Source organism: Tepidibacter sp. (assembly GCF_025210165.1).
In the GTDB taxonomy this organism is placed as follows: Bacteria; Bacillota; Clostridia; order Peptostreptococcales; family Peptostreptococcaceae; genus Tepidibacter_A.
Map to the genome: position 1 here is coordinate 1 of NZ_JAOASI010000084.1, position 24,199 is coordinate 24,199.

Annotated in this window: 28 protein-coding genes and 1 tRNA gene; 25 read left to right on the plus strand and 4 right to left on the minus strand. The window is 27.7% G+C overall.

The features are described from left to right. The 11 genes from N4A48_RS14480 to N4A48_RS14530 all read left to right on the plus strand — a co-directional run. The coding region (locus tag N4A48_RS14480) for an endonuclease V (protein ID WP_293667118.1) at positions 1 to 292 on the plus strand (292 nt) is incomplete at its 5' end. 413 nt (positions 293 to 705) lie between these two features. Next, positions 706 to 1,407, plus strand: coding sequence for an SMI1/KNR4 family protein (locus N4A48_RS14485; RefSeq protein ID WP_293667120.1), 702 nt, complete (start codon positions 706 to 708; stop codon positions 1,405 to 1,407). Positions 1,408 to 1,532: 125 nt separating this feature from the next. After that, positions 1,533 to 2,000 carry a DUF6985 domain-containing protein gene (locus N4A48_RS14490; protein ID WP_293667122.1) on the plus strand — a complete coding sequence of 156 codons (468 nt, stop codon included), beginning with the start codon at positions 1,533 to 1,535 and terminating at the stop codon, positions 1,998 to 2,000. Positions 2,001 to 2,107: 107 nt separating this feature from the next. Then, a tRNA-Gln gene (locus N4A48_RS14495) sits at positions 2,108 to 2,183 on the plus strand. Positions 2,184 to 2,301: 118 nt separating this feature from the next. Beyond that, positions 2,302 to 2,493, plus strand: coding sequence for a hypothetical protein (locus tag N4A48_RS14500; protein ID WP_330665145.1), 192 nt, complete (start codon positions 2,302 to 2,304; stop codon positions 2,491 to 2,493). 212 nt (positions 2,494 to 2,705) lie between these two features. Next, positions 2,706 to 3,260, plus strand: coding sequence for a nitroreductase family protein (locus N4A48_RS14505; protein ID WP_293667124.1), 555 nt, complete (start codon positions 2,706 to 2,708; stop codon positions 3,258 to 3,260). 212 nt (positions 3,261 to 3,472) lie between these two features. Then, positions 3,473 to 4,267, plus strand: a complete 795-nt coding sequence (locus tag N4A48_RS14510; RefSeq protein WP_293667125.1) for an amino acid ABC transporter substrate-binding protein — start codon at positions 3,473 to 3,475, stop codon at positions 4,265 to 4,267. Positions 4,268 to 4,282: 15 nt separating this feature from the next. Continuing rightward, positions 4,283 to 4,954, plus strand: coding sequence for an amino acid ABC transporter permease (locus N4A48_RS14515; protein ID WP_293667127.1), 672 nt, complete (start codon positions 4,283 to 4,285; stop codon positions 4,952 to 4,954). A 10-nt stretch (positions 4,955 to 4,964) separates the two neighbouring features. Then, positions 4,965 to 5,702, plus strand: coding sequence for an amino acid ABC transporter ATP-binding protein (locus N4A48_RS14520; protein ID WP_293667128.1), 738 nt, complete (start codon positions 4,965 to 4,967; stop codon positions 5,700 to 5,702). Positions 5,703 to 5,761: 59 nt separating this feature from the next. Next, positions 5,762 to 6,178 (plus strand): NUDIX hydrolase, encoded by a 417-nt coding sequence (locus N4A48_RS14525; protein WP_293667130.1) that lies wholly within the window; start codon positions 5,762 to 5,764, stop codon positions 6,176 to 6,178. A 110-nt stretch (positions 6,179 to 6,288) separates the two neighbouring features. Next, entirely contained in the window at positions 6,289 to 6,747 is a 459-nt protein-coding gene (locus N4A48_RS14530) for a methylated-DNA--[protein]-cysteine S-methyltransferase (RefSeq protein ID WP_330665146.1), read from the plus strand. 22 nt (positions 6,748 to 6,769) lie between these two features. On the opposite strand, the gene N4A48_RS14535 is transcribed toward N4A48_RS14530, so the two are convergent. Then, positions 6,770 to 7,720, minus strand: coding sequence for a DMT family transporter (locus N4A48_RS14535; RefSeq protein ID WP_293667131.1), 951 nt, complete (start codon positions 7,718 to 7,720; stop codon positions 6,770 to 6,772). Positions 7,721 to 7,936: 216 nt separating this feature from the next. On the opposite strand from N4A48_RS14535, the gene N4A48_RS14540 reads away from it, so the two are divergent. The 5 genes from N4A48_RS14540 to dhaM all read left to right on the plus strand — a co-directional run bounded on the left by N4A48_RS14540 (position 7,937) and on the right by dhaM (position 12,262). Then, positions 7,937 to 9,646 carry an HPr family phosphocarrier protein gene (locus N4A48_RS14540; protein WP_293667133.1) on the plus strand — a complete coding sequence of 570 codons (1,710 nt, stop codon included), beginning with the start codon at positions 7,937 to 7,939 and terminating at the stop codon, positions 9,644 to 9,646. A 271-nt stretch (positions 9,647 to 9,917) separates the two neighbouring features. After that, on the plus strand, positions 9,918 to 10,181 hold the full coding sequence (locus tag N4A48_RS14545) for an HPr family phosphocarrier protein (protein ID WP_293667134.1): 264 nt from the start codon (positions 9,918 to 9,920) through the stop codon (positions 10,179 to 10,181). Positions 10,182 to 10,208: 27 nt separating this feature from the next. Further along, entirely contained in the window at positions 10,209 to 11,207 is a 999-nt protein-coding gene (gene dhaK / locus N4A48_RS14550; RefSeq protein ID WP_293667136.1) for a dihydroxyacetone kinase subunit DhaK, read from the plus strand. A gap of 19 nt (positions 11,208 to 11,226) precedes the next feature. After that, complete coding sequence (dhaL, locus tag N4A48_RS14555; RefSeq protein WP_293667137.1) at positions 11,227 to 11,856, plus strand: dihydroxyacetone kinase subunit DhaL; 630 nt, start codon at positions 11,227 to 11,229, stop codon at positions 11,854 to 11,856. A gap of 13 nt (positions 11,857 to 11,869) precedes the next feature. Next, positions 11,870 to 12,262, plus strand: a complete 393-nt coding sequence (gene dhaM, locus N4A48_RS14560) for a dihydroxyacetone kinase phosphoryl donor subunit DhaM (RefSeq protein WP_293667139.1) — start codon at positions 11,870 to 11,872, stop codon at positions 12,260 to 12,262. 13 nt (positions 12,263 to 12,275) lie between these two features. Here dhaM and N4A48_RS14565 read toward each other — a convergent pair whose 3' ends face one another. Then, on the minus strand, positions 12,276 to 12,872 hold the full coding sequence (locus N4A48_RS14565; protein WP_293667140.1) for an N-acetylmuramoyl-L-alanine amidase family protein: 597 nt from the start codon (positions 12,870 to 12,872) through the stop codon (positions 12,276 to 12,278). Between the two features lie 342 nt (positions 12,873 to 13,214). On the opposite strand from N4A48_RS14565, the gene N4A48_RS14570 reads away from it, so the two are divergent. The 8 genes from N4A48_RS14570 to N4A48_RS14605 all read left to right on the plus strand — a co-directional run bounded on the left by N4A48_RS14570 (position 13,215) and on the right by N4A48_RS14605 (position 21,360). Then, a complete protein-coding gene (locus N4A48_RS14570; protein WP_293667141.1) occupies positions 13,215 to 13,883 on the plus strand; it encodes a hypothetical protein in 669 nt (222 codons plus the stop codon). A 143-nt stretch (positions 13,884 to 14,026) separates the two neighbouring features. Then, positions 14,027 to 14,476, plus strand: coding sequence for a GAF domain-containing protein (locus N4A48_RS14575; protein WP_293667142.1), 450 nt, complete (start codon positions 14,027 to 14,029; stop codon positions 14,474 to 14,476). A 64-nt stretch (positions 14,477 to 14,540) separates the two neighbouring features. After that, positions 14,541 to 16,154, plus strand: coding sequence for a thiamine pyrophosphate-binding protein (locus N4A48_RS14580; protein ID WP_293667143.1), 1,614 nt, complete (start codon positions 14,541 to 14,543; stop codon positions 16,152 to 16,154). A gap of 168 nt (positions 16,155 to 16,322) precedes the next feature. Continuing rightward, a complete protein-coding gene (locus tag N4A48_RS14585; RefSeq protein ID WP_293667145.1) occupies positions 16,323 to 17,819 on the plus strand; it encodes a hypothetical protein in 1,497 nt (498 codons plus the stop codon). Further along, on the plus strand, positions 17,798 to 18,289 hold the full coding sequence (locus tag N4A48_RS14590) for a GGDEF domain-containing protein (RefSeq protein ID WP_293667147.1): 492 nt from the start codon (positions 17,798 to 17,800) through the stop codon (positions 18,287 to 18,289). Before N4A48_RS14585 ends, N4A48_RS14590 begins: the two co-directional genes overlap by 22 nt. Before the next feature lie 217 nt (positions 18,290 to 18,506). Continuing rightward, positions 18,507 to 19,220, plus strand: a complete 714-nt coding sequence (gene deoD / locus N4A48_RS14595; RefSeq protein ID WP_293667148.1) for a purine-nucleoside phosphorylase — start codon at positions 18,507 to 18,509, stop codon at positions 19,218 to 19,220. Positions 19,221 to 19,391: 171 nt separating this feature from the next. Continuing rightward, on the plus strand, positions 19,392 to 20,624 hold the full coding sequence (locus tag N4A48_RS14600; RefSeq protein ID WP_293667150.1) for an MFS transporter: 1,233 nt from the start codon (positions 19,392 to 19,394) through the stop codon (positions 20,622 to 20,624). A gap of 40 nt (positions 20,625 to 20,664) precedes the next feature. After that, positions 20,665 to 21,360, plus strand: coding sequence for an RluA family pseudouridine synthase (locus N4A48_RS14605; protein ID WP_293667152.1), 696 nt, complete (start codon positions 20,665 to 20,667; stop codon positions 21,358 to 21,360). Positions 21,361 to 21,415: 55 nt separating this feature from the next. Here N4A48_RS14605 and N4A48_RS14610 read toward each other — a convergent pair whose 3' ends face one another. After that, the gene (locus tag N4A48_RS14610; protein WP_293667153.1) at positions 21,416 to 21,712 is read right to left on the minus strand and encodes a hypothetical protein; all 297 of its coding nucleotides are present in this window, start codon (positions 21,710 to 21,712) and stop codon (positions 21,416 to 21,418) included. 110 nt (positions 21,713 to 21,822) lie between these two features. On the opposite strand from N4A48_RS14610, the gene nagZ reads away from it, so the two are divergent. After that, positions 21,823 to 22,992, plus strand: coding sequence for a beta-N-acetylhexosaminidase (gene nagZ, locus N4A48_RS14615; protein ID WP_293667155.1), 1,170 nt, complete (start codon positions 21,823 to 21,825; stop codon positions 22,990 to 22,992). A gap of 54 nt (positions 22,993 to 23,046) precedes the next feature. On the opposite strand, the gene N4A48_RS14620 is transcribed toward nagZ, so the two are convergent. Continuing rightward, a complete protein-coding gene (locus tag N4A48_RS14620) occupies positions 23,047 to 24,135 on the minus strand; it encodes an NADH:flavin oxidoreductase (RefSeq protein WP_293667156.1) in 1,089 nt (362 codons plus the stop codon). Positions 24,136 to 24,199: the final 64 nt, after the last annotated feature.

Here is a 24,199-nt window from a genome sequence, read left to right on the forward strand (position 1 = left end):
GCCAACTATAGGAGTAGCTAAATCGTATCTAAAGATAAAAGGAATAGATTTTAATATGCCTGAAAATGAAAAGGGTTCATATAGTGATATAGTAATAGAAGAAGAGGTATATGGAAGAGCATTAAAAACTAGAAAAGATGTTAAACCGATATTTATTTCCTGTGGAAATCATATAGATTTAGAAACTAGTCATAGAATAGTAATAAATTTAATAAATAACGAAAGTAGAATACCCATTCCTGTAAGATTAGCAGATCTAGAAACACATATACTTAGAAATGAATTGAAATAATTAATATGATGATTAAAGGGCAGATTGAAGAAATCCAATGTGTCCTTTTGAGGATGAATTTATAAATTGTATTATGGTAGAGGAAGATTATAATAAATAGATATTATGTACTTTAAAAATTGAAAAGGAACATCCCTTGAAGGTAAAGTAATAGATACAAAAGCTGAACTCGTGAAACTTCACCTTAATATATATATAATGGTTACTGCTGGAAGAGATTCATTCGTAGTTTCAGTATCAGGAGCTATATTTGGACTATTTGCTAAATAAATTCACAGAAATAGGAAATGAACTTGGAAAAAAGGTTTTAATAAAGTTCAAAAAGTAGCTAAAGAGTTAGAACTATAATTAGAAAGAAAATTGAAGATTTATTAAATGAAAAACTATAATTTATAAGAGGAGATTTGATTAATATGGAACAGAAACTTGATTTTTTAAGAAGATATAATAATGGTAATGTTAGTATATTAACAATTGATGAAATTGATAATATTGATTGTGACTTAATACCTAATATTTGGCGTAACCTTTTTAAAGAAAATGATATAAAAAGTAGAATTAATATTATTTTAGCGATTTGGAAAAATCATTCAGGAGTTGAATTGAGTAATACAATATCCTATTTATGTGATAAACTAGAAAATATAGAGATGATTAAGATTAACAATAGATATTCTATTTTATATACAATTAAAAATTCAATTGGTAATATATTATATTATGAAGGTAGGAATCCAAATGAAAAATTTAATAATGAAATACTAGAAGAATCATGGAAAGAGATACCTGATGGTATTAGAAATTTTTATCAAAATGTTCACAATGGATTTTACTATTATTCTAGTGTATCAATGGGACTAGTACCTTTAGAGTCTGTAACATATTTAGATGATTACGAATGGGGTATTATTGAAGAATTAAAAGAAGAAATTCAACTGGATTTAAAAACTACTTTTGGTTTTTTCAGTAATGGAATGGGTACTTATGTTGCTATTGATTATAAAAATTGTACTAATGATAATGCTACTTTATGGTCAGCAAAGAAAAAACCTACATATAATATTAATTTTTGGGATGTAGTAGATGAATGGATTGTTATTGGATTTGAAGTATAATTCTTATTAAAACAGTTACAGCAGGACAAGTTGAAATCGACTATATGTTAGGTGGTGTAGGAGAGATAAATGCAGGTGCGTTTAAGCCTGGAGGATTTGTAAATAAATAAAAAGGAGATGTTAAAATGATAATAAATGATGCAGTTTTTGGCGAACTTGAATATGATTATGGATGGACTAAAAATACTACTATTGAATTTTGTAGAAAAAGCTATGATATAGCATTAATAGTAGATGGTGAAGAAGATGGTATATTTGATAAGGAACAGTATGAAGCATACAATTCATTAGTGAAAAATTGGGAGCAACTACAACAAAATTTATTGCAGAGCATTTTAGAGTATTATAAAAAAGAGAGACATGAATTGGGATATGACATTGAATTTAATGTAAATTATCCTTTAATTGAAAAAATAGATAAACTACTTGAAATGATAAATTTAGTTGGAATAACTATTCCGTATGGAATTTGTTTTGAGGGTAGAGATATAGGAATAATCTTTGATTGTACATGGGATATAGAAAATGGACTAGGAATTCGCCTTATAGATGAAAATATAATTGAAGTAGGTTACCAGGATGTTGCAATTTAAATAGGGGCATTTTTTTATTTTAAAAAGTATTGACATATATATAAAAATATAGTATTATGTATGTGTCGGAAGACAGTGTAAAAAATATTAAAAAAATTTCATAATGATGGGGATTCGCCAAGTCGGTAAGGCTCAGGATTTTGATTCCTGCATGCGTTGGTTCGAGTCCAGCATCCCCAGCCAGTTAAAAAACCTCAAGAATTTTATTCTTGAGGTTTTTTGTTTTTTCAATAATTTCTAATATATCTTTTTAAGGATTGGTTAAATTAATAAAAAGATATAAATAAAACAAGGAGGAATTTTGATGAATAATAATAAAAACCTTATAAGAACACGTCCAAAATCAAATTCAGAGCTTAGAAAGATGTATTCTGAACAGGGAAGTGACATTGGAATTGTAGATAGCAAAAAAATTGATCCAAACAATAAAAGACTTACAAAAAGATCAAAGCTTTCACATAAAAAATCAGGATCTTCTAACGAAAAAGCATAAAAAATAAAAATAGATCTTAATTTTAATTAAGATCTATTTTTATAACGAATAGCAAGTGATATTCATTCTCGAATTGTGGATAGATATGATTTTCGCTTAGAAGTTATTAATAAAAGAAATACATAATTTTAAAATATATTATATAATTTTTTTGAAAATATGATATAATTTTCATGAACAAAATTATATGGATAATATTGGGAGGGTTGTTTATGAATGATATTATAAAGAACATAAAAGAGAGAAGAAGTATTAGAAAGTTTAAAGAAGAACAAATAAAGGAAGAAGAGATACAGACTATAATAGAAGCTGGAATATATGCTCCAAGTGCACATAATCAACAGCCGTGGCATTTCACCGTAATCCAAAACAAAAACATAATATCTGAAATGAATGAAGAATCTAAAAAAGCAATGAAGAATCATAGTGATGAATGGATAGCTAAATTAGGAAATAATGAAAAATTTGACATACATTACAATGCTCCAACTGTAATATTGGTATCTGGCAAAAAAGATTGTTATAGCCCGATTGTAGATGTATCGGCTGCAATTCAAAATATGTTATTAGCTGCAGACAGTATAGGGGTTGGATCTTGTTGGGTAGGTCTTAGTAAATTTGGTTTAATAGAAGAAGACAAGGTTAAACAGTTTAATATTCCTGACGGATATGAACCATACTATACAGTAGCCTTAGGGTATAAAGCTTTAGATAAAAAACAAAATGCACCAAAAAGAAATGAAGATGTAGTTAATTATATAAAATAAGAAAATTGATAGTATAATTTTAAATTTGTATTTTATCAAAATGAAAATAAATATTAGTATATTTTAACATTGAAAAGGCTATTGAGCTGTATATAACACAGTTTAATAGCTTTTTTGATGTGAAAATAAAAAACATGTTGCATTATCAAATTGACAATGCTAGAATATAATTATCAATTTGATAAAAACACAAATTTTAAGGAGGATTCAAAATGATATTTAACAAAAAAGGAATTATACTAGCATTAACAATATTTATTTTATTAGTAGGAGTTATAGGATGCTCTTCAAAGAATGTAGATGAAACAGATAAGAATGTAATAAAAATAGGAACATCTGGAGGATATCACCCTTACACATTTAAAAATGACAAAGGAGAATTAGATGGTTTTGAAATAGATGTATGGAATGAAATTGGCAGTAGAATAGGATACGAAGTGGAATATGTAACATCTGAATTTAGTGGATTATTTGGAATGATTGATATTAAAAAAATTGACACAATAGCAAATCAAATAACTATAACAGATCAAAGAAAAGAAAAATACATATTCCCAACACCGTATGTATACAGTGGAGCACAATTAATAGTTAAAAAAGGAAATGAAGATGTTAAATCGTTAGAGAATTTAAAAGGTAAAAAAGTAGGTGTAAGTCTTGGATCGAATTATGAACAAATTATAAGAGAGTTTGATGTAAATAATGAAATTGAAGTAATTACTTATGAAGACTTTTTAGGATCACTTCAAGATGTAGCGCTTGGAAGAATAGACGCTGTTTTAAATGATAAGTTAGCAGCTATGACTAATGTACAAAAATCAGGGCTGGATATTCAATTAGGTGGGAATCCTATAAGTAAAATAGAGAATGCATTCCCCTTTGTTGATAGTGAAGAAAATAGAGAATTAGTAGATAAAGTAAGTAAAGCGATTGAAGATATGAGAAATGATGAAACCTTAGAAAAAATATCTAAAAAGTGGTTTGAAATAAACATTACTAAAGAATAGAAGATGGTGGATTAAATGAGCATTAATTTTTCGGTAGAGTATTTTATAAGCAGATTTCCAGAATTTATTAAGTTTTTACCTATTACATTAAGTTTAGCATTAATATCAATAGTTATTGGATTAGTGCTAGGAACTAGCATAGCTTTAATTAGAACGTATAAAATAAAAATATTATATCCTTTATCTAATATATATGTTTCATTTTTTAGAGGAACACCACTGCTTGTACAGTTATTCATATTTTATTATGGACTTCCACAAGTTATTCCATCGTTAGGTGGAATAAATGCATACACAGCAGCTTTTATAACTTTGAGCGTTAATAGTGCAGCGTATATGTCTGAAATTATTAGAGCAGCTATTAATTCTGTAGATAAAGGACAGATGGAAGCTGCTTTATCAGTTGGGATGACACCGTTTCAAGGTATGACAAAGATAGTTTTCCCTCAAGCTTCAAGAATTGCTATACCATCTTTAGGAAATACTTTTATAAGCCTTATGAAAGAGACTTCATTAGCTTTTGTATTGGGAGTTTCCGAAATGCTTGCAGCGGCTAAGATGGGCTCAGCAGCAAGCTATAGATTCTTTGAAAATTATTTGGCAGTAGGAATAATGTATTGGCTAATTACAATTTTATTTACTTATATTATGGATAAATTAGAAAGAAATATCTCTAAGTCATATTAGGAGTGAAAAAATGATAAATATAAAAAAAATTCATAAAAAATTTGATAATGTACATGTTTTAAAAGGTATAGATTTAAATGTTAAAAAAGGGGAAGTTGTAGTTATTATAGGACCTTCAGGATCAGGTAAATCAACATTTTTAAGATGTATAAACTATTTAGAAAAACCAGATAGTGGAATAATAAATATTGATGATATATCTATAGATGCAGCTAATCCGTTTAAAAAAGACATAAATAGTTTAAGAAAATCAACTGCAATGGTTTTTCAAAATTATAATTTATTCAAAAACAAAACAGCACTTGAAAATGTTACTGAGTCTTTAATAGTAAATAAGAAAATGAGCAAAAAAGAAGCTAAATTTTTAGGAATAGATTTATTAACTAAAGTTGGACTTTCTGATAAAATAAATAATTATCCATCTACACTATCAGGAGGTCAAAAGCAAAGAGTAGGTATTGCTAGAGCTATGGCATTAAATCCTAAAGTTATATTATTTGATGAACCAACATCAGCGCTTGATCCTGAACTTGTGGGAGAAGTATTAAATGTTATTAGAACTTTAGCTCAAAAAGATATGACTATGATTATAGTTACTCATGAAATGGGATTTGCAAAAGAAGTTGCAAATAGAATTATCTTTATGGATGATGGAAGTGTAATAGAAGAAGGAAATCCTGATGAAATATTTAATAATCCAAAGAATCAAAGAACTAAAAGATTTTTAAAACAGATAATAAATAAGTAAGTACGATAAAAGGAGGATGTCTTATTCTAGAATAATAATAATTTGAAGGAGAAAATTGTATGATAAAAGTAGATTTTTATGAAATTGGAAACATAGAAGATAAAAAGTTAGAATTTGCAGTTATAGTGGCAGAATTTAAAAATGAATATATATTTGTTAAACATAAAGATAGAGATACTTGGGAGTTACCAGGAGGGCATAGAGAAGTAGATGAAAGCATAGATAAGGCGGGAGAAAGAGAACTATTTGAAGAAACAGGAGTGAGAACATATAGTATTGAAGGGGTGTATGATTATTCAGTAACAATAGATAGTAATACTAGGTTTGGAAGATTGTTTTATGCAAAAATAGAAAAGCTTGATGAATTACCAGAATTTGAAATAAAAGAAATAGGATTCTTTAAAGATATTCCAGATAATTTAACTTATGCTAAGATTCAACCAGAACTATATAAAAAAGTACTAAAATATTTTTAAACCCCCATGAAACTAGGTTTGAATTTTAAAACCTAGTTTCTGTTTATTCAAAATATTTGTTATAATGAATAGAAAATTATAATTAGACTAACTGTTAAGGGGTGAAAAGTTTGTATTTTGCATATTTAAATTCTCCAATGGGTTTATTAAAAATTGTAAGTGATGAGGATTCAATTTTAGAAGTTCTTCATGTTAATGAAGAGAAAAGTAATTCAGAGTATATTCCTCAAATTTTAAAAGATGCTATAAATCAGTTTAATGAATATTTTAAAGGGGATAGAAAAAAATTTGATTTAAAAATAGATTTAAAAGGAACAGAGTTTCAAAAGAAGGTTTGGAATGAGCTTACTAATATAGAATATGGTCAAACAAGAAGCTATAAGGATATAGCTATTAAAATTGAGAATGAAAAAGCAGTAAGAGCAGTAGGAAGTGCAAATTCTAAAAATCCTATAAGTATAGTAGTACCATGCCATAGAGTTATAGGTTCGAATAAAAAGTTAACAGGGTATGCAGGTGGACTTGACAGGAAAAAGTGGCTACTAGATCATGAAAATTTTCACAAATAAAACAGTTGGATAATCCAACTGTTTACTCATTTCTAAAAGTTAACTCTTCACTCAAATTCTTAGGTATATCTTCAATTAATATATTGTCATCTTTAGTAGAGGGATGTTCGTCTTTATTTATCATATAAACAGAGAATAATAGTAGGAAACCACCTATGATTTGATTAAAACTTATAACTTCATGAAGAATAGTAAAACTTGCCAAAACTCCCACTAATGGTATCAAGTTTAAATAAACAGCTGCATCTGATACTCCAAGGTGAGACATAGCAAAAATATACAAAGTATAAGCTAGAGCAGAACACAATACTCCTAGAAATAAAAGGTGCATTATTATTGATATATCAAAGCTTTTAAAATCAATTTTTTCAAATAAAGAAAATGGTATTAAAAATATTACTCCGAAAATACTTTGATAATAAAGTATAGTCATTTGTGAATATTTTTTAAACAAAGGTTTTATAACCATACAGTATAATATCCATGAAACTACGGTTGCAAACATCATAAAATATCCTAGAAAACTTGATGAAGATGAATTTTGATTTACTCCAGTTAATATAAATACTCCTATAAATGATAGTAAAACATAGAATATTTTTTTTCTTGTAAGTTTAATTTTATATACTAACGATTCTGCTAAAAGAGAAAATATAGGTATGGCTCCAAGTATAATAGAGGCTTGAGATGCTGGTATTAGTTTTATTCCTGTATTTTGAAAATAATAATAAAAGGATATTCCTAAAAGTCCTGCTAACATCATTTTAGGAATATCTTGTTTTTCAATTTTAGAAAAATCTTTTTTTATAATTCTAAATAAAAATAAGGTCGTAATAGCTATACTAAATCTAAGTATGGCAAGTGATATAGGTGGAATAGCAATTACGGTTACTTTTATACTCAAAAAAGAAATTCCCCAAAGCAAAGAACATGTTATAGCGCTGAGTATTGCCATTATCTTATTTTTTTCCAACTTACTCACTCCTTTAGATAAAAATTTATCAATTATATTATACTATTAATTTACAACAAATGGAACGTAAAAATAGTTATTTCAAAAGGATAGAACAAAATAAGATGATGGAAACTAAAGAAATAGTTAATATGATAAAAAGATAGTGCTTATTCAAGGATATAATATAATGTGATAAAATACATATAAGCATAAGTCGAGATTTGGAGTGATTATATGGAGCTTAGTAGAAAAATTTTAATTACTAATAAAAAGGGTATTCATGCGAGAACTGCTGCGATGATAGTTTCGTTTATAAGCAGGTTGGAAAAAAAATATAATATAAAGCTGTATATACAAAATGAATCAGACATAAAAGTGCCAATTTCGAGTATGTTATCTTTAACATCTCTTAAGATAAAACAAGGAGATACTATATATATAACTTGCGTTGGAGATAAGTGTAATGAGGTCTTGGAAAAGGTAGAAAAATATATATCAGGTCAGATAGACCAAAAAATCAATGATATAGAAGAGTTTGACAAGGTGTTAGAAGAAAATACTATAAATATAAATACAGAATTAGAGTCTATAAAAGAGATAAAAGATAAATTTGGAAGCATATTAAATCATATAAATGATGGAATATGTCTAATGGACAATAAAGGGACTATAACTTATGTAAATACAGCATACCAAAGTATATTTGATATTAAGAGTGAAGATATAATAGGAAAAAATGCTAAAAATATTTATCCAAATAGACCTAGTGTTAAAGCTCTTGATAAAAAGAGAAATATACTAAATTCCTTAATGATTGAAAAAAATGGTAAGAAGATAATATCTAATTCAAACTGTATATTTGTAAATAAGATATTTGAGGGAGTTTTGACAACTTATAATGACATTACTGATTTAAAGGATATTATGCATAGCTTAGATAAGGCAAATCAAAAAATTGAGTATTATAAAGAAGAGCTTAAAAAGAAAAATAAGGTCCATGAGGCTTTTGATTTTATAATAGGGAGGAGTTCTTCTCTTCAGGATGCAATTAATATGGCATCAAAAGCTGCTAAAACATCTGCAACAGTAGTAATAAGAGGAGAAAGTGGTACTGGAAAAGAACTTGTTGCAAAGGCAATACACCAGGCTAGTAAAAGAAATAAAGGTCCATTTATAAAGGTAAATTGTGCATCAATACCAGAAAATCTACTTGAAAGTGAACTATTTGGCTATGAAAAAGGAGCTTTTACAGGAGCTATTAAGAGAAAAATAGGAAAATTTGAGCTTGCAAATAATGGGACTTTATTTTTGGATGAAATAGCAGAGATAAACTATAATCTTCAAGCAAAATTATTAAGAGCTATACAAGAAAGAGAAATAGAGAGAATCGGAGGAAATGAGACAGTCAAAATAGATATAAGAATAATAACTGCAACACATAGAAATCTAGAACAGATGATAGTAGACAACGAATTTAGAGAAGACTTATACTATAGATTAAATGTAATACCTATAATGTTACCTCCTCTTAGAAATAGAAAAGGGGACATACCTTTATTAGTTGAGCATTTTATACAGAAAATATGTGATAGTGAAGAAATAGAGATAAAGACAATATCAAATGAAGCACTGAGATATTTACAAGAATATACATGGCCTGGAAATATACGAGAGATAGAAAATATAATAATGAGAGCTATTACTCTAAGTGATGAAGATCAAATAGAAATAGATGTTCTTCCAAACTTTATAAAATCTATATTTAAGCCAAAAAATACAAATTTAATAAACTTAAAAGATGGAGATGTGGCTAGTATGGAAGAATATGATAAAGAAATTATAAAGATGGCACTTCAAAAACATAAAACATTTAATAAATCTGCAAAAGCCTTAGGTATAACGCATAGAACCGTATCGTTAAAAGCTAAGAAATACAATCTATGAAAATTGATAAAATTTATCGGTGGTTGATAAATTTTATCAATTTTTCGAAAATATTAAAACAGAAATAACATATTATTGATTAATTTTTCATCTGTTTTATTCTGAAAATTCCTAAAATAGTAATTATATTAATAAATTATTTTTGTTATTTAAAAAAATATGATTTTTGGCATGAAAATTGCTTTGAAATACAATAATATTCTTAATAATGAAAAAACACAGAGGTATATATAAATAAATAAAGAATAAAATAATGGAGGAGGATTATAAAATGGTACAACAAAGTATAGTAGTTAAAGAGAGTAATGGATTACATGCAAGACCAGCAGGTGCAGTTGTAAAAACTGCAGGAAAATTTGAATGTTTAATAAATATTTTATATAAGCAAAAAAAAACTAATGCAAAAAGTATAATGGGAGTTATGTCTTTAGGTGTTAGAGAAGGTGAAGAAATAACTATTGAAGCTGATGGTGTGGATGAAAAAGAAGCATTAAAGCAGATAATTGAATTAGTAAAAGCAAACTTTGAAATTTAAAATAATACTAAATTAGGAGGAGTTAATATGAAAAAGATTATCAATTCTACTGAAGCAATAGTTAATGAAATGTTAGAGGGTATAGTAAAGGCACATCCAGAGCATATAAAAAGAGTAGAAGGATTCAATGTTTTAACAAGAGTTAATTCGCCTATACAAGGAAAAGTTGCATTAATAAGTGGTGGAGGAAGTGGACATGAACCATCACATGCAGGGTTTGTAGGAAAAGGTATGCTTGATGCAGCAGTAGCTGGAGAGGTATTTACATCACCAACTCCTGATCAAGTACTTGAGGGAATAAAAGCTATAGGTTCTGATAAAGGAGTTCTATTAGTTATAAAAAACTATTCAGGAGATGTAATGAACTTTGAAATGGCAGCTGAAATGGCTGAAATGGAAGGTATAAAAGTAGATAAGGTAGTAGTTAATGATGATGTTGCAGTTGAAAATAGTACTTACACAACTGGAAGAAGAGGTGTAGCTGGAACGATATTTGTTCATAAAATAGCAGGCGCAGCAGCAGAGGAAGGAAAATCTCTAGAAGAAGTACAAAAAATAGCTCAAAAAGTAGTAGACAATACAAGAACTATGGGAATGAGCTTGGGAGCTTGTACTGTTCCAGCTGTTGGGAAGCCAAGCTTTACATTAGGTGAAGATGAAATAGAAATGGGACTTGGTATTCATGGCGAGCCTGGAACTCATAGAGAAAAACTATCTAGTGCAGATGAACTAACAGAATACATGCTTGGAAAGATTCTTGAAGATATGTCAATTGAAAAAGCAGAAGAAGTAGGAGTAATAGTTAATGGATTAGGAGCAACTCCTTTAATGGAACTATATATAGTAAATAAAAAATTACATTCATTATTAGAAGAAAAAGAAATAAAAGTTAACAAAACTTTAATTGGAAACTATATGACTTCTCTTGAAATGCCAGGATTTTCAATAAGTGTAATTAAATTAGATGAGGAACTTAAAAGATTATTAAATGCAGAAGCTGATACACCAGCACTTAAGGAAATATAGATAAAAGGGAGAGTTTGAAATGATAGATAAAACAATGTTTTTAGAAATAATCAATAAAATTGCTGATAACATTATATTAAATAAAGATTTATTAAACGAGCTTGACATGGCAATAGGAGATTCTGATCATGGATCTAATATGGCTAGAGGGTTTAATGAGGTTAAGAAAAAATTAGAAACACTTAAAGATTCTGATTATCAAACTATATTAAAAAATATAGCTATGACATTGATATCAACAGTAGGTGGAGCATCAGGACCACTTTATGGAACAGCATTTTTAAAAGCATCTTCTGTGGTGGGTGGTAAAAAAGAAATTGATTCTAATGATTTAATAAAAATTTATGAAGTAGTTATAGATGGAATAAAGCAAAGAGGGAAGTCTGATAAGGGAGATAAAACTATGCTTGATTGTATAATTCCTGCTTATGAAACTTTTAAATCCTCAGTTGAATCAGGAAAAGATTTGAAAGAAGCTTCAAAACAAGCTGAACAAGCAGCTCTTGAAGGAGTTGAATATACAAAAACTATAAAGGCGTTAAAAGGAAGGGCTAGTTTTTTAGGTGAGAGAAGTATAGGACATCAGGACCCTGGAGCAACTTCAAGCCATATAATTATAAAAACAATATCAGATGTAGTTAATAGTTAGGGAGGACATATAAATGGTAGGGATTGTAGTAGTATCTCATAGCAAAAACTTAGCACAAGAAATAATTAATTTTAGTATGCAAATGGCACAAGCAGATATTAAAGTGATTAATGCTGGTGGAACAAGCGATGGACGATTTGGAACAGATGCAACCAAAATAATGGATGCAATACAACAATCAGATGATAAAGATGGAGTGTTAATACTAGTTGATCTTGGAAGTGCTATTATGAGTGCAGAAATGGCAATGGACTTTTTAGATGAAGATTTAAAGGAAAGAGTATTAATAGCTGATGCACCTATAGTTGAAGGATGCATAGCAGCTGTTAGTCAAGTTTCAATAGGAGCATCTCTTGAAGAAGTTAAAAATGCTGCTGAACAAGCACGAAATTATTCTAAAAGATAAAATCAAAGGGATTCTAATTAGAATCCCTTTTTAAATATTCTATACTATTTTCATATGGATGATTTATATATATACAAAAAGCTTTTACAACTTGCTCGGCATATATTTTCCAATCCTTAAGTATATTATCTCTATCGTTTTGATTATCTATAAAGCAGTATTCAAGTATATTAGTTATACAAGGTCCTGTATTTCTATGCATAAAATAATAATCCTTACCAGGATATTGATTACTTTCTTTTGAATACACTCTTCTAGGATGTAGACCAGCTTCTACTAATTTATTGAATATTTCAGACGCTAATTTCCCATCGGTGTATATAGAGTGAATAACTTCACAGCCTTTTCCACCACCTGCATTAATATGATTGCTTATGCAATAGATTGCTTTAGAATCTCTAACTAATTTAGTCCTATTATGGGGGTCAAGGTACATATCAGAGAATCTAGTTATAACAGCATTAATTCCAAGCTCTTCAAATCTTTTGAGTTGATATAAGCTAATATCAAGTACAATATCTTTTTCATAAATATCTTGATAAGAACAACCAGGGTCAATATCTCCGTGACCAGGGTCTATAATTATTAATGGATTACTTATTTTAATCACCTCTTTATATAAATTTACTTAATACATATATATGTTTAAATGTTTGAATATAGGTTACAAAAACATTGAAAAAAAAATAACGAAGTAAGCAAGAAATTAAAAAACCTTTAAGAAAATATAAAGTTGTTTCTAAAAACTAATCATGATTAGAAACATAAAAAATATTGAAATTTCAAATGTTCAAAACGTGTTTTTGGAGTGCAAAAATACAAAATATTTCTTTGTAGAAAAAATATCAAAAAAACATGATATTAAAAAAATAACAATGCTAGAAAAACCAAATAAATGGTGTTAATATTGAAGTAAGAAAAGTAAATTTTTTAAAAAAAAGAGGTGTAGGGAATGCAAAAAAGAGAATTAGTTTATGGTAAAAGAAGAAATCTTGTTAGTGAAGTAGTTGATAGTTTAGGTAAAGGAATTAAGGGGAAAATAAAATCATCAACTCCACAATTTAGCATAGTAGAAAGTATAGGTATTTTAGGATTATGCTCTATTGTATTTAGTTTAATGAATATGGTGTTTTTAGCCAACCTTTCTTCTAGTAATATCATAAATAGCATATATAGGTTGGCAGGAAATCTTGAATTATCAAAAGGTATCACTTTGTTTAACTTGTCCAACTGGACAAATGTATTTGTAATTGGATCAAAAGTTGTATTCATTGAAAGTTTAATGATAATGAGTTTTATAGCTTTAACAAATTTATTATGTGATAAAAAAGTAGATTTTAAGAATTTAATAGTTTCAATAAATATATCTTATATTGTACCTATTGTATATATATCTTTAGGAATAGTTGTATCAGCTGTATCTATTCAAATTAGTATGATATTATTTTTAGTAGCAAAGATTACTCAATATAAGCTACTTTATAGCTATATTAAAAATTTAACTGGATTATCTGCATTAAAAACTGCCTATGTACATCCTATGATAATAGTTGCAAGTGAGCTTATTTGTATAGTTTATCTTAAGGAAAGTATATTTTATTTAATTAGTTCAATATTATAGAAGAAAAGATGTGTATGAATAATCATACACATCTTTTTTTTGAAATAATACCTAAAAATTAAACAAAAGTTAAAAATTGACAAGAGGAATATTGTCGTATAAAATTGTTATTAAAAGAAGTTCATTTAATAGGAGGTATTCTTGTGAATAAAAGTAGAAAAATAGATATTGAAATAATTAATCAACTTTTCAAAAATCTAAATGAGGTTACAGGTATAGAAAATATAGCTTTTCATAAATTTGTTGATGAAGAACTTTCACCAGTACATATGATGGGGACAAAAACTTTAAAAACAGAAGATTGGAAAGAAGTACATAGCAAGAATCCTGTTAGAATTTTAGAAAATCCTGTTTTAAAAAAGGTAGTTAAAGGTGAGATAGTATTTATAAATGATACAATCAATGATAAAGAATCATCTCCTGAATTTAAATATTTTGGTATTAAAAGTATTGCAGTCTTTCCGCTTTTTAAAGATAGTGAGGTGTGTGGAATAATAGTTATTCCATCAATTGGTACTAAATTTGAATTTTGTAGTGAGATTATAGGCAAGTGTAAGGAATTAATAGAATCTTTTAATAAAAATAGTATGTAAAAATTGCTTAAACTATAGCGGGTTTTGTATACAAAAGTAAATATGATGATAGAGAGGAATTGTAATGAAAACAAGTGAAAAAATTTTAAGATATTTACATAAAAATGAAGTAAATGCAGTATTTGGATTACCATCTGGTACAATTAGTCCAATTGTAGATAGTTTTAATGATTTTAATGAAATAGAGTACATAATAACTAAAAATGAAGCCGCAGCTAGCTATTCTGCTTGTAAATATGCTAGAGTAACACAAAAACTAGGAGTTTGTTTAATTTCAGGTTCTGTAGGAGTTGGAAATGCAATAAATGGAATTGCAGAAGCAACTCAATCAAAATCTCCAGTTTTAATACTAAGTGGGTATGTTGATACCTCTAAGCAAGGATTAGGAGCGATTCAAGAATTAGAAGCAGAAAAACTTTTAGGTGGAATAGTAAAACATTCAAAAAAAATTGTAGATGAAAAAGATGTTATTTCAAGTATAAAAGAAGCTATAGAAATAGCATACGAGCATCCACGTGGAGCTGTTCATATAGGATTACCTTTAGATGTACAGAAAAAAGAGTATACAGGATTAGAATATAAAGCAGGAGAAATAAAAAAAGCATATACAGATTACGATAGCTTGAAAAAAGCAGTAGATATAATAAATGAATCTAAAAGTGGATTGTTGATAGTGGGTGGTGGATGTAGAAGGTTAGGGGGAAAAGTTAAGAAATTAGCTGAAAAGTTAAATTGGAGATTGGTAACTACTATATCAGCAAAAGGCGAAATAGAAGAAGATTTTAGATTACATATGGGATATTATGGGTTTTCAGGAACTGACTTATCAGATAAGTATATTAAAAATGAAAATTTAGAATGCGTAATTGCATTAGGAAGTAGACTGGGAGAGTGTTCTACTCAAAATTTTAATAAAAATTTAATTAAAAATAAGCTTATTCACATAGATATAGACAAAAACGTTTTTGATAGAGCATATAAATCAGATTTAAATGTTGAGGCAGATTTGAGTGAAGCATTAGATTATATTACTGATAGTATTGATTATAAAGATTTAAATAATGATATTACAGAGCCTTTAAATAAAGCGTATAAACCTAATCATACAGGATTATCTCTAAGAATACTTGCAGAAAAAATCACTAATACAATGCCTAGAAATACTTTTTATGTTAATGATATAGGAAGTTCTAAAATTTTCAATCTCAATTATATGAAAATACCAAGAGAAGGAGATTTTGAATGTAATGTTAACTATGCGTGTATGGGATCTAGTATAGGTGCCATAGGCATTAGTAGAATTGATACAAATAGAGTAATAGGAGTATTTATAGGGGATGGCTCATTTTATATGAACGGTATGTCAGAACTTATTACAGCTAAAAAATACAATATGAAAATTGTATTTTTTATAATCAACAATTCAGAATTGAGGTTTGTAAATGAAGGACATAGGAAAATTTTTGGTAGAAGTCTTAATGAATTCTGTGATGATTATATAGAAATAGCAAATATAGTAAGAGGGATGGGAATAAAAGCTATAACTATTAGAGAAAATGAAGACATTGATAATCTCAAAGGTTTTTTAAGCGAAGTTGATGGACCTATTGTTGTAGAGGTAGTAACTAATACATCTGAAACTATTCCAACGAATAGATATAAATCCTTAAAAGTATAATTTTATAAGGTTTGATATAAAAACAAGGACATATGAAAATTTTAATAATTTAATATGTCTTTTTATAATATAATTTTAAAATAATTGATGTGAAAAAATAAAGGAATATTATAAAAAAAATAGAATTCATCTAAGTTCGGTTAACTTTTAAAGGAGGATTTCTTTATTATGAAGGAAACTAGGATAAATAATAAATTTTCTTTAAAAATTATTCTATACATATCCACTATTGTGTTTATTATTTTCATGGTTGTATATGGTGTAATGATGGAACAGATACAAGATTATCAGAAAGCAGAAATGAATAATTTTGCAATAATTATAAGAAAATCCATGAACAATATTTACTTTACAGATAAAAAGATAGAAAATAGTACAGATGAAAAACTGTATGTTATATGTAAGAGTATATACAGTAAAATAAAAGAAAACTCAATTGAAAGTTTAGATGATGAAGATTTGCAGCAACTTAAAAATGACTATGGATTATATGGTATATCAATTTTAGCTAAGGATAACAAAAATATAAGAATTACTAAATCTACAGTAGTGGAAGAAGTGGGGAAATGGACTAAAGACTGGGGATATTGGAATGACGCATTACTAGAATTGTTTGAAGGAAAAGAGGTCAGTGTTAAAAAAGGTTATAAGAAAGATAGATTTTGGGTAGGGCCTAGAACTCTTTCTTATGTTACGGATGGATTTTTTAAATATGCTTACTATTATAATGAAAAAAATGATTATATTATAAATCCGTTTATATTAGAAAATAAAGTTAATGAATCATCATATAAAAAAGGATTAGATGAAATTTTATTAGAAATAAAAAATACTGTGAATTTTATAGATGAAATTGCAGTAATAGATGGAGATGCTTGGTTAAATTATAGAAGCAAAGATTTTAAGGCTGGGGCAGATCCTGTAATATTATACGGAGATATAGAAAACAAGGCATTTGATTATACGAATAAAAAAATTGAAGAAATTATGTATTCAAAGGATAAAATTTATGAAGAATTGATTTATAAGCAAAAAAAATATATTTTCACATATATACCTATAGGGGATAAAAAAATTGTAGTAATGCTGATGAATAATCGAGACAAGATAAAATTAAGGAATAAGACTTTATCTTTGTTCTTGTTAATGGGAATCATTAGTATTATCGGAATTCACACAGTTGCTAACTTTATGGTAAAGAATTATAATAATCTGTTAGAGGTTGAAAAAAATCGATTAAAGATTGCAGAACAATTTAAGAAAACCATTTCTATGCTTCCAGAATTAGTATATAGGTGCAAAATGGATGAAAGTAGAGATATATATTTAACCTATAATGAAGGCAAATTAGTAGAGAAAAATCAGTTTTTAAAATTAGATGGAAAACTAAAACGAATAGAGGAAGTATATACAGAGGAGGTATATACAAAAGAAACATTTAATGTTGTAAAAGAACAATTGAAATCTGCTTTTAAACAAAATAAGGTTAGATTTGAAGTGAGAATAGACAATAGAGTATTTGAAAATTTAGTTACACCAATATACGATAGTGGTATAGATGAAGAAACAGGTATGGTAAAAGAGGTCATGGGACTTGCTACTGATATTACAGAGAGGTTCGAAGCAGAAAAAAGTCAAAGTATATGGCTTACCATGATCTTTTAACGGGATTACCAAATAGATTCTTGTTACAAGAGTACCTAGAGGAAATTATATATTATGATGATAGCAAAAAAGTAGCAGTATTTTTTATGGATTTAGATGGATTTAAATTAGTAAATGATACAGCAGGCCATAAAGTGGGAGATTTTCTTTTGAAAAGTTTAGGTAAAAGAGTAGAAAAAACTTTAAAGGAAGGTTTGTTTGCAAGGATTGGTGGAGATGAATTTGCCTATGCTCATAGGATTAGTTCAAATAATGAAATTAAAGAAATAGCTAATAAATTTATTCAAATAATTAATGAACCTTTTATAATAGATACAAATTGCTATCAAATAGGAGTAAGTATAGGAATTAGTATTTATCCAGATCATGGAAAAGATAGGAAAACAATTCTTCATAATGCTGATATGGCTATGTATGAGGTGAAAAAGAAAGGAAAAAATGATTTTAAAATTTATAATGAAGTGTTTTGATGCAAAAATATATGATTATGGTATATAATATTAAAATAGCAAATAATTATTACCATTCATATCAATATATTTTATAATGAGTAGGAAATTATAATCTTATTCAATTGTTATATTATACACTTATAAAAGATAGATTTATTAGAAAGGATTTTGAAGTAGTGTAATTATTAAGCTGAATTATATTTTAAATATAAACATTATGAAAAGGAGGTTCAATATGATACCAACAGCACATATTGAAGTAAAAGAACAAGGAATTATTGCAAAAACAGTATTAATGCCAGGAGATCCATTGCGTGCAAAATTTATTGCTGATACATTTTTAGAAGATGTTGAAAAATTTAATAATGTACGTAATGTATTTGGATATACAGGAACATATAAAGGTCGTAAGATTTCTGTAATGGCTAGTGGGATGGGAATGCCAAGTATAGGTATTTATTCATATGAGCTATTTAAGTTTTATGGAGTAGAAAATATTATCCGTATTGGTTCATGTGGAGCTTATACTGCTGACTTGAACTTATATGATGTAATATTAGCTAATGATGCTTGGAGTGAATCAACATTTGCTAAAGTTCAAAGTGGGTATGATAAAGATGTAATTGCTGCATCTTCTGAGTTAAATAGTAAGTTAGAAAAAATCTCAGAGGATTTAGGAATAAAAATACATAAACAGAGAATTCACTCATCTGACGTATTTTATCGTGAAAACTTTGAAAAATACAAGGAGATTAATAAGAATCACGGGTGTACAGTGGTAGAAATGGAAGCATTTTCACTATTTCATAATGCAAATATATTGGGAAAAAATGCAGCCTGTTTATTAACAGTTTCAGATAATTTAGTTACTCAAGAATTAACTACATCTGAAGAAAGACAAGAATCATTTACAAATATGATGAAAATTGCTTTGGAACTGGCTGAATAGTTAATAAGGTAGCTACTTATAATTTGTAGTTACCTTCTTTATTTACAAATATTATATTAAGTGTGAGAAAGTTATATTGTTACCAATAAAATTTTTATAGAAAGACTTTTTTATTTATCATTAAAATAGTTAGCTTTAAGCTTAAGATATAAAAAGAGAGGATAGGGTAGAGTGTTTGGAAAGCTTGAAAATGTAGGTAAAGTTCAATTGATTTATTATTTAATTATTGCACTTACAGCGCTTGGTTTAGGTCTTAGTAATGATGTTATTTCTAATTATTTTAAAGATGCATATCAAATTACAGCGTATCAAAGGGGCCTTATAGAATTTCCCAGAGAATTACCAGGAGTACTCGTTATAGTTATTGTTGCATCATTATCATTATTTTCAGATATTCGTATTGCTATGGTAGCACAATTATTAAGTATAATAGGTATAGGAACATTAGGTTTTTTTACACCGTCTTTTGAAATTATGTTGATTTTTATTTTTATTAATTCTCTAGGTATGCACATGTTTATGCCTATACAAGATAGTATAGGGATGTCGCTAATTAAGGATGAGAATATTGGTAAGAAATTAGGACAATACAAAGGACTAGCAACTATTTTTACTGTGCTAGGGAGTATGATGGTTTTTGTTGGATTTAGAGTAGGCCTTTTTAGCTTTACAAGTAAGATGAAATGGATATTTATTATATCAGCATGTATTTTGGGGGTTGTACTTATTTTATTTTTTGTTTTGGAAAAGCTAGTTGATCAACCAATAAAAACCAATAAGAAGGTGAATTTTGTCTTTAGAAAAGAATATAAGTATTATTATGTTCTAGTAGTGATGTGGGGTGTACAGAAACAGATAATGATTGTTTATGGACCCTGGGTATTAATTGATATATTAAGTAAAAGGGCCGATACTCTAGCAATTTTAAGTATTATTGGTTCGTTTATAGGCGTATTTTTTATTCCGGCTGTTGGTAGATGGATTGATAAATTTGGAATTAAGAAGTTACTTTACGCTGATGCTTTATCATTTATTATTGTTTATTTGGTTTATGGATTATTGAGTGCAGGATTTTCAACAGGAAAATTAGCTACTATAGGTGTTCCTGTATTTTTAGCTTATATAGTGTTTATATTTGATAAAATGTCTACTCAAATGGGTATGATAAGAACAATTTATTTGAGGTCTATAGCAGTTAAAACTTCTGATATTACCCCTACATTATCTTTAGGGCTTAGTCTAGACCATATAGTTTCAATTATGTGTGCGTATTTAGGCGGAATTGTGTGGAGTTTGTGGGGACCGCAATATATATTTTTTCTAGCGGCTTCGCTTTCTTTAGTGAATTTGTATGTAGCAAGTAAAGTAAATGATGATAAACTTATTAAATTGAAAAATTGTTAGTAATTAAAAAATAAAAGTATAAAAAAGGGAGAAAAATATTATGGAATTGAACATAGTTTATGAGGATAGTTATATTTTAGTAGCAGAAAAGCCTCCAAAAGTACCTTCTCAAAAGGATAAAACAAATGATATGGATATGCTTTCTATGGTAAAAGAGCATATTAAGATTTGCTATCCTAAAGCCAAAAATCCTTATGTAGGATTAGTACATAGGCTAGATAGACCTGTAGGAGGATTGATGATATTTGCAAAAACAAAAGAAGCTAATGCAAATTTATCAGAACAAATAAGAAATAAAACCTTTAAGAAAGAATACTATGCTGTAGTTTGTGGAAAACCAGATGAGAAAGATGGAATATTTAAAGACTATCTTTTAAAGAATGGAAGAATTAATATGTCAAAGGTAGCTTCAAAAGAAAATAAAAATGCTAAGGAAGCAATTTTAAAATATGAAGTTATAGATAGTGTTAATACAGATAAAGATGGAATTTTAAGCCTTGTAAAAATAAATCTTAAAACAGGTAGACATCATCAAATACGTGTTCAATTTTCAAATGCAAACATGTCTTTGTGGGGAGATAATAAATATAATAAAAAATTTGTTAAGATGAAAGGTTATACTCAAATAGCGTTGTGGGCTAAGAACATAGAATTTATTCATCCAAAGGATAAAAGGGTATGTAAATTTGAATTAAAACCGCATAATGAATATCCTTTTTCTTTATTTGTAGATTAAAAATCTCCCTAGAATTATTGGGAGATTTGTTTGGTAAAATGTAATTTTATATAGGTTAACTCCATAGTTCTTGTTCATCTTGTATTAAACCTTTTTTTGCTGCCTTGTTTACTTTAAATGATATGTTCTCTAATTTAGCTCTTATTTTTTGACGTGCTTTTGATGTGTATAAATCACTATTAACTACATCATAATGTCCATCTGATGCTTCACCGTACCACTCGATTTCTATACCATTATTAGTATTTTTATCTTTTTCATCTATATATACTTTTTCTAGATTTAAACATCCAACATCTAAATTGTCTAAATCACTTTTTATTTCGTGTAAAAATGTTTCTGTATTATTCATCTTATAACCTCCAAGCTGATTTTCTTGATATTATTATGCTACTATATATAGAATTTATTCATATGTAGATTTTACTATTAATATAGTAAGTACTTTAAAGGAGAAGACAAATGAAAAAGACAATTATTGGAATCACATTAATATTATTAGCGCTAATACTTATCTTTATAGATATAAAAAATAATGATAATATGAAAAAAATAGAAGAAAATAAAGAAAATGTGTTAACTAAAGAAGAAGTTGAAGAAAATAAAATAAATGATATTATAAATAGTTTATCCTTAAAAGAAAAATTAGGACAAATGATAATAGTAGGTTTTAATGGATATGAAGTTGACTTGGATTTTAGAGATTTATTAGAAAATCATAAAGTAGGAGGAGTTATCCTATTTAAACGTAATATAAAAAATGCAGAACAGCTTTTAAATTTAAATAATAGTATAAAAAGTATAAATTCAAAGAATAAATTGGGTTTATTCATATCAGTTGATGAAGAAGGTGGAAGAATTACAAGATTACCTAAAGGAAGCACAAAATTTCCATCTAATAAATCAATAGGAAAACAAAATGATAAAGATTTATCTTATAAAATAGGCAAAGAAATAGGAAGGGAACTTAGTTCTTTTAAATTTAATATGGATTTTGCACCAGTACTTGATATATATAGTAATCCTAAAAACACAGTTATAAAAGATAGAGCCTTTGGAAAAGATTCTGAAATAGTTAAGACACTTGGGACGGCTACTATGAAAGGGTTGCAAGATTCAAATGTTATTTCTGTTATAAAGCATTTTCCGGGTCATGGAGATACAACATTAGATTCTCACTTTGATCTTCCAGTTTCAAATCATGACAAACAAAGGCTTGATGAATTTGAATTAATTCCATTTAAAGAAGCTATTAACAATGGAGCAGATGCAGTAATGACAGCTCATATAGTTTTACCGAATGTTGACAAAAGTGAGAAATCAGCCACTTTATCTAAAACAATATTGACTAATATTTTAAGAGATGAATTGAACTTTGATGGAGTTATAATTACAGATGATATGGAAATGGGTGCTATTGCAAATAATTATGGTGCTAGAAATGCATCAGTTGAAGCTATCAAAGCAGGAGCTGATATTATTCTAATGTGTCACACTAAAGAAAAGCAAATAAAGGCATTAGAGGCTTTAAAAGAAGCTGTTGATAGTGGAGAAATTAGCGTAGAAAGAATTGATGAGAGTGTAAAAAGAATTATTAGATTAAAGAGGAAATATAATTTGAATAATATGTGAACTACCACCACTTCTACAAGTGGTGGTAGTTCATGAAAATGGGCATAAAGGACTCTATTTATTAAAAATAGTACAATAATTTCCATTAGCAGTTCTACACTTTGAACATCTAACGCACTTTACTGGTTCTTTATTTCCATCTTTCCATCTTTTTATTAAATTAGGCTCTGTAAGTAGTGGTCTTGATATGGCAAAGAAATCTATATTTGTTTCATTTAAGATTTTTTCTATATTATTGATATTAGTAAGTCCTCCGACTGTAATTATTGGAATGTCAACTTCATTACTAATAATATTTCCATATTCAAAGAAGTAACCTTCTTTTTTTATTTCATAGCCATCAAAAGATTGTCCAACCATTGATTTTGCTTTTCCGTGTATATTACCTGAAATTTCTATACCGTCAACGCCTAGCTCTTCTAATTTTTTGCATATTATTTTAGTTTCTTCAAATGTTAATCCACCATCAAAAAACTCTGATGCAGTTAACTTGACTAATATAGGATAATCTCTACCTACCATTTCTCTCATTTTAGAATATATTTCTATTAAAAATCGCATTCTATTTTCTAAGCTACCACCATATTCATCTTCTCTTTTATTATAGTAGGGACTTAGAAATTGATTTATTAAATATGTGTGAGCTCCATGTATTTCGACACCATCAAATCCAGAATCTTTTGATCTTTTACCAGCTTTAGCAAACGCGTCTACTATATAATCAATTTCCTCCTTTGTCATTGACTTACCTAGAGTTTTTGTACCTCTCTCAGGGACTTCACTAGGAGCAAATATAATTCTTTGGCCAACATTATATTTGGTTTTTGTTCCACCATAAGCAATTTGCATTACTATTTTTGAATCATACTTATGTACTAGATCTGTTAATTTTTTATATTCATCTATAAATGAATCATTATATATTCCCATCATACCTGGATTAGGTTGTTCTTCTTGAACAACATTTGCATATCCGGTTATAATTAATCCAACTTCACCTTTTGCTAATTCTTTATAAATTTTATATAGTTCATCAGTCATATGACCATCTTCAGTAGTCATATTTTCCCAAGTAGCACTTCTAACAAAACGATTTTTAAGTGTAATATTTCCAAGTTGAGTTTTTTCAAATAAGTTTTTCATTTTCATTCTCCTTTATGTATTTGTATTTTTTCATTAATATTATTTTTCAAAAAAAGTTTTACAA

What these genes read in the sequence shown, in the direction of transcription:
- N4A48_RS14570 (WP_293667141.1), top strand. Translation starts at nt 13,215, where the DNA reads ATGCAAAAAAGAGAATTAGTTTATGGTAAAAGAAGAAATCTTGTTAGT.
- N4A48_RS14505 (WP_293667124.1), top strand. Translation starts at nt 2,706, where the DNA reads ATGAATGATATTATAAAGAACATAAAAGAGAGAAGAAGTATTAGAAAG.
- N4A48_RS14525 (WP_293667130.1), top strand. Translation starts at nt 5,762, where the DNA reads ATGATAAAAGTAGATTTTTATGAAATTGGAAACATAGAAGATAAAAAG.
- dhaK (WP_293667136.1), top strand. Translation starts at nt 10,209, where the DNA reads ATGAAAAAGATTATCAATTCTACTGAAGCAATAGTTAATGAAATGTTA.
- dhaL (WP_293667137.1), top strand. Translation starts at nt 11,227, where the DNA reads ATGATAGATAAAACAATGTTTTTAGAAATAATCAATAAAATTGCTGAT.
- N4A48_RS14490 (WP_293667122.1), top strand. Translation starts at nt 1,533, where the DNA reads ATGATAATAAATGATGCAGTTTTTGGCGAACTTGAATATGATTATGGA.
- N4A48_RS14520 (WP_293667128.1), top strand. Translation starts at nt 4,965, where the DNA reads ATGATAAATATAAAAAAAATTCATAAAAAATTTGATAATGTACATGTT.
- N4A48_RS14585 (WP_293667145.1), top strand. Translation starts at nt 16,323, where the DNA reads ATGAAGGAAACTAGGATAAATAATAAATTTTCTTTAAAAATTATTCTA.
- nagZ (WP_293667155.1), top strand. Translation starts at nt 21,823, where the DNA reads ATGAAAAAGACAATTATTGGAATCACATTAATATTATTAGCGCTAATA.
- N4A48_RS14590 (WP_293667147.1), top strand. Translation starts at nt 17,798, where the DNA reads ATGGCTTACCATGATCTTTTAACGGGATTACCAAATAGATTCTTGTTA.
- N4A48_RS14545 (WP_293667134.1), top strand. Translation starts at nt 9,918, where the DNA reads ATGGTACAACAAAGTATAGTAGTTAAAGAGAGTAATGGATTACATGCA.
- N4A48_RS14580 (WP_293667143.1), top strand. Translation starts at nt 14,541, where the DNA reads ATGAAAACAAGTGAAAAAATTTTAAGATATTTACATAAAAATGAAGTA.
- N4A48_RS14510 (WP_293667125.1), top strand. Translation starts at nt 3,473, where the DNA reads ATGATATTTAACAAAAAAGGAATTATACTAGCATTAACAATATTTATT.
- N4A48_RS14610 (WP_293667153.1), bottom strand. Translation starts at nt 21,712, where the DNA reads ATGAATAATACAGAAACATTTTTACACGAAATAAAAAGTGATTTAGAC.
- N4A48_RS14540 (WP_293667133.1), top strand. Translation starts at nt 7,937, where the DNA reads ATGGAGCTTAGTAGAAAAATTTTAATTACTAATAAAAAGGGTATTCAT.
- dhaM (WP_293667139.1), top strand. Translation starts at nt 11,870, where the DNA reads ATGGTAGGGATTGTAGTAGTATCTCATAGCAAAAACTTAGCACAAGAA.
- N4A48_RS14620 (WP_293667156.1), bottom strand. Translation starts at nt 24,135, where the DNA reads ATGAAAAACTTATTTGAAAAAACTCAACTTGGAAATATTACACTTAAA.
- N4A48_RS14485 (WP_293667120.1), top strand. Translation starts at nt 706, where the DNA reads ATGGAACAGAAACTTGATTTTTTAAGAAGATATAATAATGGTAATGTT.
- N4A48_RS14605 (WP_293667152.1), top strand. Translation starts at nt 20,665, where the DNA reads ATGGAATTGAACATAGTTTATGAGGATAGTTATATTTTAGTAGCAGAA.
- N4A48_RS14515 (WP_293667127.1), top strand. Translation starts at nt 4,283, where the DNA reads ATGAGCATTAATTTTTCGGTAGAGTATTTTATAAGCAGATTTCCAGAA.
- deoD (WP_293667148.1), top strand. Translation starts at nt 18,507, where the DNA reads ATGATACCAACAGCACATATTGAAGTAAAAGAACAAGGAATTATTGCA.